This is a genomic window from Methylobacterium sp. NPDC097929, assembly GCF_049543375.1.
Lineage (GTDB): Bacteria > Pseudomonadota > Alphaproteobacteria > Rhizobiales > Beijerinckiaceae > Methylobacterium.
Genome location: NZ_JBMVEP010000001.1, coordinates 981,262 through 997,581, shown reverse-complemented (window position 1 = coordinate 997,581; position 16,320 = coordinate 981,262). Strand labels below are relative to the sequence as shown.

Annotated in this window: 13 protein-coding genes; 12 read left to right on the top strand and 1 reads right to left on the bottom strand. The window is 67.0% G+C overall.

The features are described 5' to 3' along the window. Positions 1-302 precede the first annotated feature (302 nt). From urtA to ACPCJR_RS04765, 9 genes are all read left to right on the top strand, one after another. Complete coding sequence (urtA, locus tag ACPCJR_RS04805; protein WP_391510439.1) at positions 303-1,556, top strand: urea ABC transporter substrate-binding protein; 1,254 nt, start codon at positions 303-305, stop codon at positions 1,554-1,556. 207 nt (positions 1,557-1,763) lie between these two features. Then, complete coding sequence (urtB, locus tag ACPCJR_RS04800; RefSeq protein ID WP_391510440.1) at positions 1,764-2,690, top strand: urea ABC transporter permease subunit UrtB; 927 nt, start codon at positions 1,764-1,766, stop codon at positions 2,688-2,690. A 12-nt stretch (positions 2,691-2,702) separates the two neighbouring features. Further along, positions 2,703-3,884: an urea ABC transporter permease subunit UrtC gene (gene urtC, locus ACPCJR_RS04795; RefSeq protein WP_391510441.1), complete on the top strand. Its 1,182-nt coding sequence runs from the start codon at positions 2,703-2,705 to the stop codon at positions 3,882-3,884. Between the two features lie 11 nt (positions 3,885-3,895). Further along, the gene (gene urtD, locus ACPCJR_RS04790) at positions 3,896-4,684 is read left to right on the top strand and encodes an urea ABC transporter ATP-binding protein UrtD (protein WP_391510442.1); all 789 of its coding nucleotides are present in this window, start codon (positions 3,896-3,898) and stop codon (positions 4,682-4,684) included. Between the two features lie 70 nt (positions 4,685-4,754). Then, complete coding sequence (gene urtE, locus ACPCJR_RS04785) at positions 4,755-5,444, top strand: urea ABC transporter ATP-binding subunit UrtE (RefSeq protein ID WP_391511196.1); 690 nt, start codon at positions 4,755-4,757, stop codon at positions 5,442-5,444. A 143-nt stretch (positions 5,445-5,587) separates the two neighbouring features. Next, positions 5,588-6,817, top strand: a complete 1,230-nt coding sequence (gene fmdA, locus ACPCJR_RS04780; RefSeq protein WP_391510443.1) for a formamidase — start codon at positions 5,588-5,590, stop codon at positions 6,815-6,817. A 2-nt stretch (positions 6,818-6,819) separates the two neighbouring features. Further along, entirely contained in the window at positions 6,820-7,137 is a 318-nt protein-coding gene (locus ACPCJR_RS04775; RefSeq protein ID WP_391510444.1) for an FmdB family zinc ribbon protein, read from the top strand. A 166-nt stretch (positions 7,138-7,303) separates the two neighbouring features. Beyond that, the gene (locus tag ACPCJR_RS04770; protein ID WP_391510445.1) at positions 7,304-8,767 is read left to right on the top strand and encodes a carbohydrate porin; all 1,464 of its coding nucleotides are present in this window, start codon (positions 7,304-7,306) and stop codon (positions 8,765-8,767) included. A gap of 77 nt (positions 8,768-8,844) precedes the next feature. Beyond that, positions 8,845-9,897: an aliphatic amidase gene (locus ACPCJR_RS04765; protein ID WP_391510446.1), complete on the top strand. Its 1,053-nt coding sequence runs from the start codon at positions 8,845-8,847 to the stop codon at positions 9,895-9,897. 70 nt (positions 9,898-9,967) lie between these two features. Here the strand turns inward: ACPCJR_RS04765 and ACPCJR_RS04760 are convergent, their stop codons facing one another. Further along, positions 9,968-10,603: a L,D-transpeptidase gene (locus ACPCJR_RS04760; RefSeq protein ID WP_391511197.1), complete on the bottom strand. Its 636-nt coding sequence runs from the start codon at positions 10,601-10,603 to the stop codon at positions 9,968-9,970. Between the two features lie 195 nt (positions 10,604-10,798). Here ACPCJR_RS04760 and ACPCJR_RS04755 point away from each other — a divergent pair, with 195 nt between their 5' ends. The 3 genes from ACPCJR_RS04755 to ACPCJR_RS04745 all read left to right on the top strand — a co-directional run bounded on the left by ACPCJR_RS04755 (position 10,799) and on the right by ACPCJR_RS04745 (position 16,177). Next, positions 10,799-11,281 (top strand): hypothetical protein, encoded by a 483-nt coding sequence (locus ACPCJR_RS04755; protein ID WP_391510447.1) that lies wholly within the window; start codon positions 10,799-10,801, stop codon positions 11,279-11,281. Positions 11,282-11,587: 306 nt separating this feature from the next. Continuing rightward, positions 11,588-12,910, top strand: a complete 1,323-nt coding sequence (locus ACPCJR_RS04750; RefSeq protein ID WP_391510448.1) for an efflux RND transporter periplasmic adaptor subunit — start codon at positions 11,588-11,590, stop codon at positions 12,908-12,910. Positions 12,911-13,006: 96 nt separating this feature from the next. Next, positions 13,007-16,177, top strand: coding sequence for a multidrug efflux RND transporter permease subunit (locus ACPCJR_RS04745; protein ID WP_391510449.1), 3,171 nt, complete (start codon positions 13,007-13,009; stop codon positions 16,175-16,177). The last annotated feature ends 143 nt before the right edge of the window (positions 16,178-16,320 follow it).

Sequence of the window (16,320 nt, the reverse complement as noted above, 5' to 3'; positions counted from 1 at the left end):
GCGGATCGGGATGATGGACCGGGCGCTCAGGGGGCCGTCCTCACGATGGGCGGATCACCGGCTTGCAACGGATGTGCCGGCCGGGAGGCTGTCCAACTGTCCGTCACGGCGCGGCACACGACATCCCTAACGCGCGGCGCTCACGGAATCGAGAGCGGCACGCTACGGCCCGGTCTGCCGCGCTGACATACGCAAAACAGCGTATGGGCCGCAGCGTACCTCAAGCCTAGCCTTCCCCTCGTTCGAGTACGGCCGCCGAGCGGCAGAGCCGTGCCGAGATACGATACAGGGGTTGAGGCACGATGGCGGACGACAAGAAGGGCCTGGACTCGGCCCTGCGGCGCAAGCTTCTCATGGGTCTCGCGGGGCTTCCCGCGCTGGCGATGATGCCGCGGATGGCGTTCGCCGCCGCGCCGACCTCGGCCGTCAACACGACCGGGCTCGCGGTGACCGACAGCGAGGTCACGGTCGGCATCCTGCACTCGGCGACCGGCACCATGGCGATCTCCGAGACCGGCTCGATCCAGGCGGAAAAACTCGCCATCGCCCAGATCAACGAGATGGGCGGCGTGCTCGGCCGCAAGATCAAGGTGATCCAGGAGGACGGCGCCTCCGACTGGCCGACCTTCGCCGAGAAGGCCAAGAAGCTCCTCGTCAACGACCATTGCGCCGCGGTGATGGGCTGCTGGACCTCCGCCTCGCGCAAAGCCGCGCTGCCGGTCTTCGAGCAGTATAACGGCCTGCTCTATTACCCGACCTTCTACGAGGGCCTGGAGCAGTCCAAGAACGTCATCTATACCGGCCAGGAGGCGACGCAGCAGATTCTTGCCTCGCTCGACTGGGTGGCCAAGGAGAAGGGCGCCAAGTCGTTCTTCATGGTCGGTTCCGATTACATCTGGCCACGCACCTCGAACAAGATCGCCCGCAAGCACATCGAGAACGTGCTCAAGGGCACGGTGGCCGGCGAGGAGTACTTCCCCCTCGGTCACACGCAGTTCAACTCGGTCATCAACAAGATCAAGCTCAAGAAGCCGGACGTGATCTTCGCCGACGTGGTCGGCGGCTCGAACGTGGCCTTCTACAAGCAGCTCAAGGCTGCGGGCATCGACCTCAACAAGCAGACCCTGCTGACGATCTCGGTCACCGAGGACGAGATCGACGGCATCGGCGGCGACAACATCGCCGGCGCCTATTCCTGCATGAAGTACTTCCAGTCGCTGAAGAACCCGAACAACGAGAAGTTTGTCGCCGCCTTCAAGAAGATGTGGGGCGACAAGACCGTCATCGGCGACGTGACCCAGGCCGCCTATCTCGGCCCGTTCCTGTGGAAGATGGCGGTGGAGAAGGCCGGCTCCTTCGATGTCGACAAGGTCGCCGCGGCGTCCGCCGAGATCGAGTTCAGGCAAGCGCCGGAAGGCTACGTGAAGGTCCACCCGAACCATCACCTCTGGTCGAAGACCCGCGTCGCCAAGGCCCTGCCGAGCGGCCAGTTCGAGGTGGTCTACGAGAGCCCCGAGCTGATCGAGCCGAACCCCTTCCCGAAGGGCTACCAGTAGTCGGCCCGCGACTTGCTAACCCGATCCGATCCACTGTCCTCATCCTGAGGTGGCCGCACCAGCGGCCCTCGAAGGAGGGTTCCAGGGATCTCGCGCTCGCTGGAGGCCTCCTTCGAGGCCTCCGCACCGCTCCGGCACCTCAGGATGAGGTGATCTGGATGGATTGACCGAGTGAAGGCCTGTTCGGGCCGGATCGGAGATCACATCATGTTCGGCGATTATTCGCTCGCAGACCTCAGCTCGATCTTCGTGATGCAGGGCTTTGCAGGTCTGATCCTGTTTTCCGTCTACGTGCTGATGGCCCTGGGCCTGGCGATCATCTTCGGCCAGATGGGCGTCATCAACATGGCCCACGGCGAGTTCATGATCCTGGGCGCCTACGTCACCTATCTCTGCTCGACCTTCTTCCAGACCTACCTGCCCTCGCTGTTTTCCGCGTACTTCTTCGTCGCCATGGCGCTCGCCTTCCTGGCCTCGGGGGCAATGGGGATGCTGGTGGAATGGGCGCTGATCCGCCACCTCTACAAGCGCCCGCTCGACACGCTGCTCGCGACCTGGGGCCTCTCGCTGATCCTGCAGCAGGCCTACCGCACGATCTTCGGCCCGCGCGAGGTCGGCGTGGAACTGCCCTCGTGGATGATGGGCTCGATCCCCGTCACCGATTCCATCGAGGTACAGATCAACGGCCTGTTCGTGATCGCGGTCACCACCGTCATCACCGTGGGCGTCGCGGTGCTGATGTACCGCTCGCGCTTCGGCGCGCAGATCCGCGCGGTGATGAGCAACCGCCCGATGGCCGGTGCCGTCGGCATCGATACCGAGAAGGTCGACCGCACCACCTTCGGCCTCGGCTGCGGCATCGCCGGCATCGCCGGCTCGGCCTTCACCATGATCGGCTCCACCGGGCCGACCTCGGGCCAGCTCTACATCGTCGACACCTTCCTGATCGTGGTTTTTGGGGGCGCGGCGAGCCTGCTCGGCACCATCGCCTCGGCCTTCTCGATCTCGCAGACCCAATCCACCCTCGAATTCTTCCTCTCCGGCTCGATGGCCAAGGTGCTCACCCTGCTCGCGGTGGTGGCGATCCTGATGCTGCGGCCGCAGGGCCTGTTCACCCTCAAGGTCCGTCGCTGAGGAGCGCGCCAGATGACGAGCCAGAAGACAAGCCCCATGCAGTCCCTGTCGAAGGCGGTCACCGTCAACGACAACCCCTTCATGAAGCCGGTCGAGTGGGTCAGCCTCGCGCTGCTGGCCGGCGTGATCCTAGTGGTCCTGCCGCTCGTGCTCGACGGCTTCCGTCTCAACCTCGTCGGCAAGTATCTCACCTACGCCTTCGTCGCGCTCGGCCTCGTCATCTGCTGGGGCTATGCCGGCATCCTCTCGCTCGGCCAGGGCGTTTTTTTCGGATTGGGCGGCTACTGCATGGCGATGTACTTGAAGCTTGAGGCTTCGAGTGTCGAAAATACGAAGATCCAGTCGACGCCGGGCATTCCCGACTTCATGGATTGGAACCAGATCACGGAGCTTCCCTGGTTCTGGCACCCGTTCCAGAGCCTGCCGCTGACGCTGCTCCTCGTCGTCGCTGTGCCGGTCGCCTTCGCCTTCCTGATCTCGGTGGCGATGTTCAAGCGGCGCGTGGGCGGCACCTACTTCGCCATCATCACCCAGGCGATTGCCGCGATCCTGACGATCCTGATCGTCGGCCAGCAGGGCTACACGGGGGGCATCAACGGCATCACCGACCTGCGCACGCTGCACGGCTGGGACATCCGCCAGGATAGCGCGAAGTTCATCCTCTACTTCGTCAACGGCGGCCTGCTGATCGGCTGCATCCTGATGGCGCAGTACGTCAAGAAGTCGAAGCTCGGCCGCATTCTGGTGGCCATGCGCGAGAAGGAGGACCGGGTCCGGTTCTCGGGCTACTCGGTGGCGGGCTTCAAGGTGTTCGCCTTCTGCCTCGCGGCGGCCTTCGCGGCGATCGGCGGGGCGATGTTCACCCTGCAGGTCGGGTTCATGTCCCCCTCCTTCGTCGGCATCGTGCCCTCGATCGAGATGGTGATCTACGCCGCCGTCGGCGGGCGCCTCTCGCTCTTCGGCGCGGTCTGGGGAACGCTGCTGGTCAACTGGGCCAAGACGAGCTTCTCGGAATCCTTCCCCGACCTCTGGCTGTTCGGCCTCGGCGGCCTGTTCATCGCCGTGGTGCTGATCTTCCCCAACGGTCTCGCCGGCATCTGGCGCGAGCACATCGAACCCCGCCTGTTCCGCAAGGCCAAGGGCCTGGCCCCCGTCGCCAGCCCCGCCCTGCCCCACGGCACCCCCGCCGAGTGAGGACGAGAACCATGAACGCGGCCCTCCTCCCCTCCTCCCTGCCGATCGGCACGCCGGCAGATGACAAAAATTTCCTGCTGGCGGTCGAGGCGCTCACCGTCTCCTTCGACGGGTTCAAGGCGGTCAACGACGTGTCGTTCTACGTCGATCCGGACGAGATTCGGGTCATCATCGGCCCCAACGGCGCCGGCAAGACCACGGTGCTCGACCTGATCTGCGGGCGCACCCGGGCCAGCTCCGGCTCGATCAAGTACAAGGGCCAGGAACTGACCAAGCTCTCCGAGAGCGCGATCGTCCAGGCCGGCGTCGGGCGCAAGTTCCAGACGCCCTCGATCTACGACGACCTGACGGTGTTCGAGAATCTCGAGATCTCGTTCCCCCGCGGCCGCTCGGTGTTCGGGGCGCTGACCTTCAAGCGCGATGCCGAGGTGCGTGACCGCATCCACGAGATCGCCCAGACGATCTTCCTGAAGGACCAGCTCGACGAGCGCGCCGAGTTCCTGAGCCACGGCCAGAAGCAGTGGCTGGAGATCGGCATGCTGCTGATCCAGGACCCGGAGCTGCTGATGCTCGACGAGCCGGTGGCCGGCATGAGCGTCGGCGAGCGCATCAAGACCGCCGAACTCCTCAACCAGATCATCAAGGGCCGCTCGGTGCTCGTGATCGAGCACGACATGAAGTTCGTCGAAGACATCGCCCACCGCGTCACCGTGCTCCACCAGGGCAAAGTGCTGTCGGAAGGATCGATGGAGCGGGTCAAGACCGACCCGAAGGTCATCGAAGTCTATCTGGGCCACTGAAGGCGTATCGATCATGCTCCAGACTTCCCCCTCCCCCGTCGTGCCGCCGGTGGTGCCGGGCACCCAGGCCATGCTGTCGATCTGCGACCTCCACTCGGCTTACGGCCAGAGCGAGGTTCTGCACGGCATCGACCTCGACGTGGCGCCCGGCGAAATCGTCGCCGTGATGGGCCGCAACGGCATGGGCAAGTCGACGCTCATGAAGACGCTGATGGGCATCGTGCCGACCAAGTCCGGCACGATCACCGTGGACGGCACCGACGTCACCACCCTGAAGAGCCATGCCCGCGTGGCGAACGGGCTGGCCTACGTGCCGCAGGGGCGGATGATCTTCTCCACCATGACGGTTCAGGAGAACATCGAGACGGGCCTCACCGTCACCGGCTCGCGAAAGGTGCCGCAGGATCTCTACACGATGTTCCCGGTGCTGCTGGAGATGAAGGGCCGGCGCGGCGGCAACCTGTCGGGCGGCCAGCAGCAGCAGCTCGCCATTGCGAGGGCACTCGCCAGCAATCCGAAGGTCCTTCTTCTCGACGAGCCGACGGAAGGCATTCAACCCTCGATTATTCGCGAGATGGGGCGTACGCTGAAGAAGATTCGCGACGAGCGCGGTCTGTCGATCGTCGTCTCGGAGCAGGTCTTAAGCTTTGCCATGGACGTGGCCGACCGGGTGCTCGTGATCGAGAACGGCTCGATCGTCCACGAAAGTCTTCGCGCCGACATCGACGAGGCGCAGGTCGCCCGGTTCCTGTCGGTCTGAGCCACGCGCTTCCCTCCGCTCGGCGAGGGGAGCGCGCCGGGAAACGCCGAGTTCACGACACCCACGAGAGCGGCCGGAACAACCCCGGACACGCAACGGGAACGGCTGCCCGCAATCTGGACAGTAAAGGAGCTGGGAAGGACATGCCCGAGACCCTGATCAAGGTCGATCTCACGCAATCGGCCTACGACAACGACATGGTGCACAACCGCTGGCACCCGGACATTCCGATGGTCGCGACCGTGAAGCCCGGCGACGACTTCATCGTCGAGACCTACGACTGGACCGGCGGCTTCATCAAGAACAACGATTCCGCCGACGACGTGCGCGACATCGACCTGTCGATCGTCCACTTCCTCTCCGGCCCGATCGGCGTCGAGGGCGCCGAGCCCGGCGACCTCCTCGTGGTCGATCTCCTCGACATCGGCGCCAAGCCCGAATCGCAGTGGGGCTTCAACGGCTTCTTCTCGAAGAACAACGGCGGCGGCTTCCTCGACGAGCACTTCCCCCAGGCCCAGAAGTCGATCTGGGACTTCGAGGGCATGTTCACCAAGTCGCGCCACGTGCCCGGCGTACGCTTCCCCGGCCTGATCCATCCCGGCCTGATCGGCTGCCTGCCCGATCCGAAGATGCTGGAGACCTGGAACACCCGCGAGAAGGCACTCTACGACACCAACCCGAGCCGGGTGCCGGCGCTGGCTACCCTCCCCTTCGGCCCGACCGCGCATATGGGCCGGCTGAAGGGTGAGGCGAAGGACAACGCCGCGGCCACGGGCGCCCGCACGGTGCCGGGGCGCGAGCACGGCGGCAATTGCGACATCAAGGATCTGTCGCGCGGGTCAAAAATCTACTTCCCCGTCTACGTGCCGGGCGCCGGCCTCTCCATGGGCGACCTGCATTTCAGCCAGGGCGACGGTGAGATCACCTTCTGCGGCGCCATCGAGATGGCGGGCTGGGTCCACCTCAAGGTCAGCCTGATCAAGGACGGCATGGCCAAGTACGGGATCAAGAACCCGATCTTCAAGCCCTCGCCGGTCACCCCGAAATACGACGATCACCTGATCTTCGAGGGCGTCTCGGTCGACGAGTACGGCAAGCAGCATTACCTCGATGTCACGGTCGCCTACCGCCAAGCCTGCCTCAACGCGATCGAGTACCTGAAGAAGTTCGGCTACTCGGGCGCCCAGGCCTACTCGATCCTCGGCACCGCCCCGGTCCAGGGCCACATCTCCGGCGTCGTCGACATCCCGAACGCCTGCGCCACGCTCTGGATTCCGACCGGCATCTTCGACTTCGACATCAACCCGTCCGAGGCCGGGCCGACGAAGTTCCTCGACGGCTCGATCCAGATGCCGCTCTCGCCGGATCTCTGATCATGCCGGTCTACGATTACGCCTGCGAGAGTTGCGGTCCATTCACCGTGCTGCGCCCGATGGCGCAGTTCAAGGACCCGCACGACTGCCCGGATTGCGGCGGGGAATGCCAGCGCGCCTTCCTCATCGCCCCGCGGATCTCCGGCATGGATGCGGGGCTGAAGGCGGCCCACGCCACCAACGAGCGCAGCCGCCACGAGCCGCGGCGCTCCCGCAGCCACGGGGCCGGCTGCGGCTGCTGCTCGCCGAAGAAGACGCCCGCTGCGCCCGCGGCGGCCAAGAGCTTCCCGAACGCGCGGCCCTGGATGATCAGCCACTGATCGGACGGCCGCCGCTGCGGCGGGCGCCCGGCGTGCCCGCCGTTCCACCACCGGGAGGATGGATCGAACCGAGAAACCGCTCCGAGAAGGAGCCGCCGGCCGCGACACGACAAGCGGGACGAACCCTGTGGGGAGGCCGGCGCAAAGGACGGGTTGGGGACTGACGATGCTTGAGCGAATGAGACGTACGACGAAGACATCAGGACGCCGCGGCGTCAGGATCGGAACGGCAGGAGCCTTGCTGGCGGCCAGCCTCGCCGGGGCGACCGGCGCGCTGGCGCAGCAGCCCTCGCCGGTGGGCCAGTTCAACGATCAGACCCAGCCCCGCACCGATCCCAGGATCGCCGAGAAACCCGCCGATCCCGTCCGCGTCGGGCCGCTCGCCCCCTGGGCCACCGACATGGCCGAGCGCGGGCTCACCTTCGACATCAACATCTACGACTTCTACCAGGCCAACCCCTCGGCCGGCCTGCGCACCGGCGAACAGTCCAACTCCGCCTACTTCGTCCTCTCCATGACCGCCGACATGCAGAGAATCGCCAACATCTCCGGCGGCACCATCAAGTTCACCCAGACCTTCTTCGGCCTCGTGCGCAACCTCAACATGGCCGCCGACATCGGCGACACCACGCTCGGCTACCAGCCGCCCTTCAACCCCAACAACAACCGCCTCTCCCTGCTCACCTACCAGCAGAAGCTCCTCGACGACCGCCTCGTCATCGAGTTCGGCCGAACCCACCCCGACCGCTACTACGGCCTGCCGCCCTGCAACTCGATCAACTCCTGCTTCCAGGACCTGTTCTACTTCAACGCCGGCTTCACCTCGCCGCTCTACGCCGTCTGGGGGGCGAATGCCGCCTACCAGCTCTCGCCCACCACCTACATCCAGGCCGGCGCCTTCTCGGTGAACCCGGGCACCAACGCGCTCTCGGGCTACGATTTCGGCTACGAGCGGCTCTCGGGCGCGCTGGTGATGACCGAGATCGGCTACAAGACCGACTACGGCATGACCGCCTATCCCGGCCGCGCCTCGCTGACCGGCTTCGTCAACACCGCCGACCACGACGACAACTTCAAGACGGTGCTGGGCACCTCGCGCGGCCTCAACCCCGGCACGCCGGCCCTGCAGAAGGCGGGCACCTCGGGCCTCGTGCTCACCGGCACGCAGACGGTCTGGCGGGCCGATGGCGGGCAGGTGGCCAACCCGACCCCGACGGCGATCGCGCTCTACACCGGCACGGGCTACGCCTTCGACCCGACCATCCCGATCCGCTTCAACTCGTTCTTCGGGGTGCTGTTGCAGGCGCCCGACCAGAGCCGGCCCAACGACACCTACGGGCTGAAGGTGAACTGGCAGCGCCTGAACGAGAACTACACGCAGTTCCTGTCCGAGGCGAACTTCATCTCGGGCGGCACGGGCGCCCCGTACTCGCGCGACAAGTTCGTGTTCGAGGCCAACGCGCATCTGGACGTGGGCGCGGGTGTGATCCTGGAGCCGGTGGTGCAGTACGTGGTCAACCCGAACACGTTCTGGAACCCCTACACGGCGCGCCGCGCCAAGGACGGCTTCTACGGCGGCTTCACCCTCGTCGTCCCGCTCGGAACCCTCCTCGGCCTCGCTCCGGGCTGACGACCCGCGGCCTCGCGAAACGGGCCGCGCGGGGAACGCGCGGCCTCTTCCCACTTCAAAACCGGAGGAACGACGCCATGATGCACGGCGACATTTCATCGAGCCACGACAGCGTCGGCGTGGCCGTGGTGAACTACAAGATGCCCCGTCTGCACACCAAGGCCGAGGTCATCGAGAACGCCAAGAAGATCGGCGACATGATCGTCGGGATGAAGGCCGGCCTGCCGGGCCTCGATCTCGTAATCTTCCCCGAATACTCGACGCACGGGATCATGTACGACGCGGGCGAGATGTACGAGACGGCCTCGACCATTCCCGGAGCCGAGACCGAGATCTTCGCCGAGGCCTGCCGCAAGGCCAAGGTCTGGGGCGTGTTCTCGCTCACCGGCGAGCGCCACGAGGAGCATCCGCGCAAAGCCCCCTACAACACGCTCATCCTGATGAACGACCAGGGCGAGATCGTGCAGAAATACCGCAAGATCATGCCCTGGACCCCGATCGAGGGCTGGTATCCGGGCGACCGCACCTACGTCTCGGACGGCCCCAAGGGCCTCAAGATCAGTCTCATCATTTGCGATGACGGCAATTACCCTGAGATCTGGCGCGACTGCGCCATGCGCGGCGCCGAGCTCATCATCCGCTGCCAGGGCTACATGTATCCGGCCAAGGAACAGCAGGTGCTGATCTCGAAGGCGATGGCGTTCGCCAACAACACCTACGTGGCGGTGGCCAACGCCGCCGGCTTCGACGGCGTCTATTCCTATTTCGGCCACTCGGCGATCATCGGCTTCGACGGTCGGACGCTCGGCGAGTGCGGCGAGGAGGAGATGGGCATCCAGTACGCCGCGCTCTCGAAGTTCCTGATCCGCGACTTCCGCGCCCACGCCCAGTCGGAGAACCACCTCTTCAAGCTGCTGCACCGCGGCTACACGGGCATGATCAACTCGAAGGAGAACCGGCACGGCCTGTCGGAATGCCCCTACGACTTCTACCGCCGCTGGATCGAAGACCCCGACGCCACCCGCGACGCGGTGCGGGCCATCACCCGCCCCAGCGTCGGCACCGAGGAATGCCCGATCGAGGGCATCCCCTTCGTCGGCAAGGGCGAGGGCCCGCCCGACCCGCGCTGAGCCTTTCGGCCTGCCCGGCGGAACGCGAACCGCCGGCCTCCTCGCCGTCCAAGGCGAGGAGGTTTTCCGTTCAGTTCTTCACGATCACCTTGGTGCCGACCTTCACCCGATCGTAGAGATCGACCACGTCCTTGTTGGTCATGCGGATGCAGCCGGAGGAGACCGCCGCGCCCATCGTCTCGGGCTCGTTGGAGCCGTGGATGCGGTAGAGCGAGGAGCCGAGATACATGGCGCGTGCGCCCAGCGGGTTGTCCTGGCCGCCGGCCATGTAGCGCGGCAGGTCGGGGCGGCGGGCGAGCATCTGCGCCGGCGGGCGCCAAGCCGGCCATTCCTTCTTGCCCGTGACCGTCTTCACGCCCGACCACGAGAAGCCCTGGCGTCCGACGCCGACGCCGTAGCGGATCGCCGCGCCGCCGCCGAGCACGTAGTAGAGCCGGCGCTGGCTCGTCGAGATCACGATGGTGCCGGGCTTCTCCTTGCCGGCATAGGCCACCGTCTCGCGCGGGATGGCCTGCGTCTTGAAGACGTTGATGAAGTCGGCGATCGGCCCGCTGTCGAGCGGGTTGGCGCGAGCCGGGGCCAGGGCCGCGGACGCGAGCGCGCCGCCCAGGGCGAGAGCTGAGACGAAGCGCGCGAGCGCCGGGCGGCGCGAGGGCGACAGGGAACGGCTCGACACGATGGGATTCCTCCATCCTCGAAGGGGCAGGCCCTCCGCACATGGCTCGAGCATCGCTCGAGCCCGGCGCGATCGGGCCGATCGGGAGGGTTAGGACGGCCCGTCGCGGCAGGAGGAAGGCAGGGCTGTGCGCTTCCTGCAACAGGCGCGGCGAAACAATGGGGAGAAATCCGGTCGCGGTGCGGCTCGGCACATCGGTGGCGGCGAGGAACGTGCTCCGCACGGGTGCGCGCCGGCGTTCGTCTTCCCGAAACGCTCGGCGATGCTTCGCTTGTCAGAATGTCGCAGTCGATTGCGCGGGAACGCTTCGTCCACCACAATGTACGCATCGTGACACGCATGTTTGACCCAGCCCCGTCAGGCCGCACCAGGACCGGCCTCCCGGCCCGGATCGTTCTGTCCACCCTGGCCGGACTGCTGAGCCTCCTCGTCGTCATCGGCCTTCCGGCCGACGGGGCCGCGCTCGGCGGAATCCCGCAGGCCCGTGGCGGCATCGCCTTCGAGCAGCGTCCCGACACCGATCCGCTCGTCAGCGTGCGGACCGATCGCACGATGATCGACCTCGACGAGATCGCGAGCCACGGCCGCATCGCCGCCGCCGCATCCGGCCCGGATCGCAGGGAGACCGGGTCGCCCTGCCGTCCGGTCTCCGATCCGAACCCGGCCGCCGCCGACCGCACCCTCCCCGAGCGTCCACCCAGGGTCTGAGCGATCCCTCGCCCCGGTCGCCCGGGACATCCCGTCGAATCGACCGGCGTCATCCGTCGTCGGATTGACAAAGTTCGACCCCAGGATGTCCCTCGACCGTGCCCGGTCGCAGTCCGCGACCGCCTGCCGATGCTTGGCGGCATCTTCCGTCCGGGGCCTCTCGATTCTCGATCGCCACGAGGCCCGGCGATTGCAACGGCGCGTGAGGCCCCATCGCGGGCTCCGGCCGGATCCGAGATGCGAGGCCGCTTCCCACCGTGGAAAGTGCGCCGTTCGCGTCCAGCGTATCGTAGGAGCGACCCCATCGTGACGCCGTCCCCCCAGTCGTCCGGTCATGCGCCCGCCCGAGTCAGCTCGGGACGCGGCCGCTCCCGCTGGACGCTGCCGGCTTCCTTCCTCGTCGGTGCCGTCCTCGTCGCCGTCTCCGCCTGCAACGAGCGCAAGGCCGCCGCGCCCGTGCCGTTGCCGCCGCCGGAGGTCAGCGTCGTCACCGTCCGTCCGCAGCCCATCCCCTATGTCCGCGACCTGCCCGGCCGCGTCGCGCCGATGCGCATCGCCGAGGTGCGCTCGCGGGTCTCCGGCCTCGTGGTCAAGCGCCTGTTCGAGCAGGGCAGCTACGTCAACGAGGGCGACGTCCTCTACAAGATCGACCCGGCCCCGTATCAGGTGGATCTCGCGAGCGCCGAGGCGACCCTGGCCAACCGGGAGGCCGCGCTGGTGCTGGCCAACCAGCAGGCCGAGCGCCTCGAGACCCTGCTCGCCCGCAACACCGCGAGCCAGGCGCAGTACGACACCGCCTTCGCTGCCAAGAAGCAGGCCGAGGCCGAGGTCGCCGGCGCCAAGGCGGCCCGCGACCGGGCCCGGCTCAACCTGTCCTGGACCGACGTGCGCGCGCCGATCTCCGGCCGCATCGGCCGGGCGCTGCTCACCGAGGGCACCTTGATCGAGTCCGGTGCGACCGGCGTGCTGGCCACGATCCAGCAGCTCGACCCGATCTACGTCGACATCACCCAGTCGGTGGGCGAGCTGAACAAGCTGCGCCGCGACATCGCCTCGGGCGAACTCTCCAAGCTCGCCGCCGACACCGCCAACGTCCATCTCATCATGGATGACGGCTCGCTCTACGGTTCGGCCGGGCGCCTGCTCTTCTCCGACGTCACCGCCGACCCGAGCACGGGCCAGGTGACGCTGCGGGTGCAGTTCCCCAATCCGCACAACGAGCTGTTCCCCGGCATGTATGTCCGCGCCCGCATCAAGCAGGGCATCGACGCGGACGCCATCGCCGTGCCGCAGCAGGCGATCCAGCGCACCAGCGACGGCAAGCCCGAGGTCTGGGTGGTCAAGCCCGACGGCAAGGCCATGCTTCAGCCGATCGAGGTCGGCCCCGTGGTCGGCGGAAACTGGCTGATCCGCGAGGGCCTGGAGGGCGGCGAGAAGGTCGTCGTCGAGGGCTTCCAGAAGATCGTGGCCGGCACGGAGGTGAAGACGGTTCCCTGGAGGACCGAGGCGGCGTCCGAGGACGGCAAGCCCGTCGATACCGACAGCCACGACACCGACGGCACGGAGAACGGCAAGGACTCCGCGGCGACCGGATCGACCGCCCAGCCCGTCGCCCAGTTCCAGGACTGATCGTCGGCCGATCCCCGACGACATCCTCCCGAACCGTGCCGCCGGCGGGTGCCCGATCCCGCCGGCCCAGATCCGACACGACGCTACGAGCCCCTCATGGCCCGCTTCTTCATCGACCGGCCGGTCTTCGCCTGGGTGGTCGCCCTGTTCATCATTCTCGGGGGGGCGCTCTCGCTCCCGATGCTGCCGGTCGCGCAGTATCCGGTGATCGCGCCGCCCTCGATCGCGCTCTCGACCGCCTTCCCCGGCGCCTCCGTGGAGAGCCTCTACACGGGCACGACCCGCCTCATCGAGGACGAGCTGAACGGCGCGGCCAACATCATGAGCTTCGAGTCGACCACCGACTCCTTCGGCTCGATCAACATCACGGCGACCTTCCAGCCCGGCACGGACCCGGCGCTGGCCTCGGTCGAGGTGCAGAACCGGCTCAAGCGCGTCGAGGCGCGCCTGCCCGCGGAGGTGCGCCAGAACGGCATCCTCGTGGAGGAGGCCTCCGCCGCCACCCTCAACATCATCACCCTGGTCTCGACCGACGGGAAGATGGACGAGATCGGGCTCGGCGACTTCCTGATGCGCAACGTGATCAACGAGATCCGCCGCATCCCCGGGGTCGGCCGCGCCACCCTCTACTCGACCGAGCGGAGCTTGCGCGTCTGGGTCGATCCGGACAAGCTGCGCGGCCTCTCGCTGACGCCGGGCGACGTCACCGAGGCGATCCGCAACCAGAACATCCAGATCGCCTCCGGCGCCGTCGGCGCCCAGCCGAGCCCGGTCGATCACGCGGTGTTCGCGCCCATCATCGTCAAGGGCCAGCTCAGCACCGTGGACGATTTCGGCGCGATCGTGCTGCGGGCCAATCCCGACGGCTCGAACGTGCGCCTGCGCGACGTGGCCCGGATCGAACTCGGCGGCGACGCCTACCAGTTCTCGACCCGGCTCAACGGCGGCGAGGCGGCCGGCATCTCCGTGACGCTCGCCCCCGACGGCAACGCCCTGGAGACCGCCAACGCCATCCGCGCCAAGATGGAGGAGCTGTCCCAGTTCTTCCCGCCGGGCCTGAAGTGGGACATCCCCTACGACATCACGCCCGCCGTGAAGGCTTCGATCAAGAAGGTCATGATGACCCTCGTCGAGGCGGTGGCGCTGGTCTTCGTCGTGATGTTCCTGTTCCTGCAGAACATCCGCTACACCCTGATCCCGACCATCGTCGTCCCGATCGCCCTGATGGGCACCGTGATGGTGATGCTGCTGGCCGGCTTCTCGGTGAACGTGCTGACCATGTTCGGCATGGTGCTGGCCATCGGCATCCTCGTCGACGACGCCATCGTCGTGGTCGAGAACGTCGAGCGCATCATGAACGAGGAGGGGCTTCCGCCGAAGGAGGCGACCGCCAAGGCCATGGAGCAGATCACCGGCGCGATCATCGGCATCACCCTGGTGCTGGTCGCCGTGTTCATCCCGATGGCCTTCTTCCCCGGCTCGGTCGGCATCATCTACCGCCAGTTCTCGATCGCGATGGTGACCTCGATCGCCTTCTCGGCGCTGCTGGCGCTGACTCTGACGCCGGCGCTCTGCGCCACCCTGCTCAAGCCCGTCGAGGCCGGCCACGGCCATGCCAAGGGCGGCTTCTTCGGCTGGTTCAACCGGATCGTCGATCGCGAGACCGCCCGCTACGGCCGCGGCACGGCGTGGTGCATCAAGAAGTCCGGCCGGATGATGGTGATCTACCTGATCCTGGTGGCGGGCACCGCCTTCGCCTTCCTGCGCCTGCCCGAGGGCTTCCTACCCATCGAGGACCAGGGCTTCTTCACCGTCGACATCCAGACCCCGCCCGGCGCCTCGTTCAACCGGACGCAGGCGGCCGTGCGCAAGGTCGAGGAGCACCTGCTGGCCCAGCCGGGCGTCGCCACGGTGACCATGCTCAACGGCTTCTCGTTCTCGGGCCAGGGGCCGAACCTGAGCCAGGCCTTCGTCACCCTGAAGCCCTGGGCCGAGCGCGACGCGGCGAACTCGGCCACCGCCCTGGTGGCCGGCACCAACGCGGCGATGGCGGGCTACCGCGACGCCATCGTCGATGCCCAGGAGCCGCCGCCGGTGGACAATCTCGGCAACGCGGCCGGCTTCTCGTTCCGCCTCCAGGACCGGGGACAGAAGGGCTACTCGGCGCTCGCGGCCGCGGAGGCCCAGCTGCTGGCGCTGGCCCGGCAGAGCCCGATCCTCAAGTCGGTGAAGATCGAGGGCCTTCCGCCCACGCCTCAGGCCGAGCTCATCATCGACCGCGAGAAGGCGGCCGCGCTCGGCGTGAAGTTCGAGGACATCAACGACGCGATCCAGGTCAATCTCGGCTCGGTCTACACCAACGATTTCCCGAACCTCGGCAAGATGCAGCGCGTCTACGTGCAGGCCGAGCAGCTGCAGCGCATGCAGGCGGCCGACATCCTCAACTACGCGGTGAAGAACAGCCAGGGCACGATGGTGCCGATGTCCTCCTTCGCCGACCTCAAGTGGAGCATGGGCCCGAGCCAGATCGTCGGCTTCAACGGCTACCAGTCGGTCCGCTTCACCGGCGAGCCGGCGGCGGGCTACACCTCGGGCGACGCCATCGCCGAGATGGAGCGGCTGATGACGCGGATGCCGAAGGGCTTCGGCTACACCTGGACCGGCCAGTCCGAGCAGGAGAAGAAGGCGGGCTCCCAGGCCTCGCTGCTGCTCGCCCTCTCGGTGCTGATCGTGTTCCTGTGCCTCGCCGCGCTCTACGAGAGCTGGGCGATCCCGATCTCGGTGCTTCTCGTCATCCCGCTCGGCGTGATCGGCTCGGTGGCGGCGGTGTACCTGCGCGGCCTGCCCAACGACGTCTACTTCAAGATCGGGCTCATCACGATCATCGGCCTCTCGGCCAAGAACGCGATCCTGATCGTGGAGTTTGCCAAGGATCTGTGGAAGCCGGGCACCAATCTCGTCCAGGCGACGATTGAGGCGGCGACCCTGCGCTTCCGGCCGATCGTGATGACCTCGCTCGCCTTCATCTTCGGTGTGGTGCCGCTGGCCATCGCCACGGGCGCCGCCTCGAAGAGCCAGCAGGCCATCGGCACGGGCGTGATGGGCGGCATGATCTCGGCCACCGTGCTCGCGGTCTTCTTCGTGCCGGTCTTCTTCGTGGTGGTGATGCGCCTGTTCAAGCGCAAGCAAGTCGCCGCCGGCGAGAACGCGGAGGCCGCGCCGAAGGAGCATGATTCCGGTCACGGGCACTCGGTGCCGGCGGAGTAGCGGGCGGGAGGAGCGGCGCGCATGCCGCACGCACCTCAGCATGAGGAGCCGGGGGCCGGCGGCCCCCCTCCAAACCGAACGGCATCTGCGACCCTGTCTCGGATGCTTCCGGCTCTCGATCGGGCAGTTCTCTGCCGAAGCGA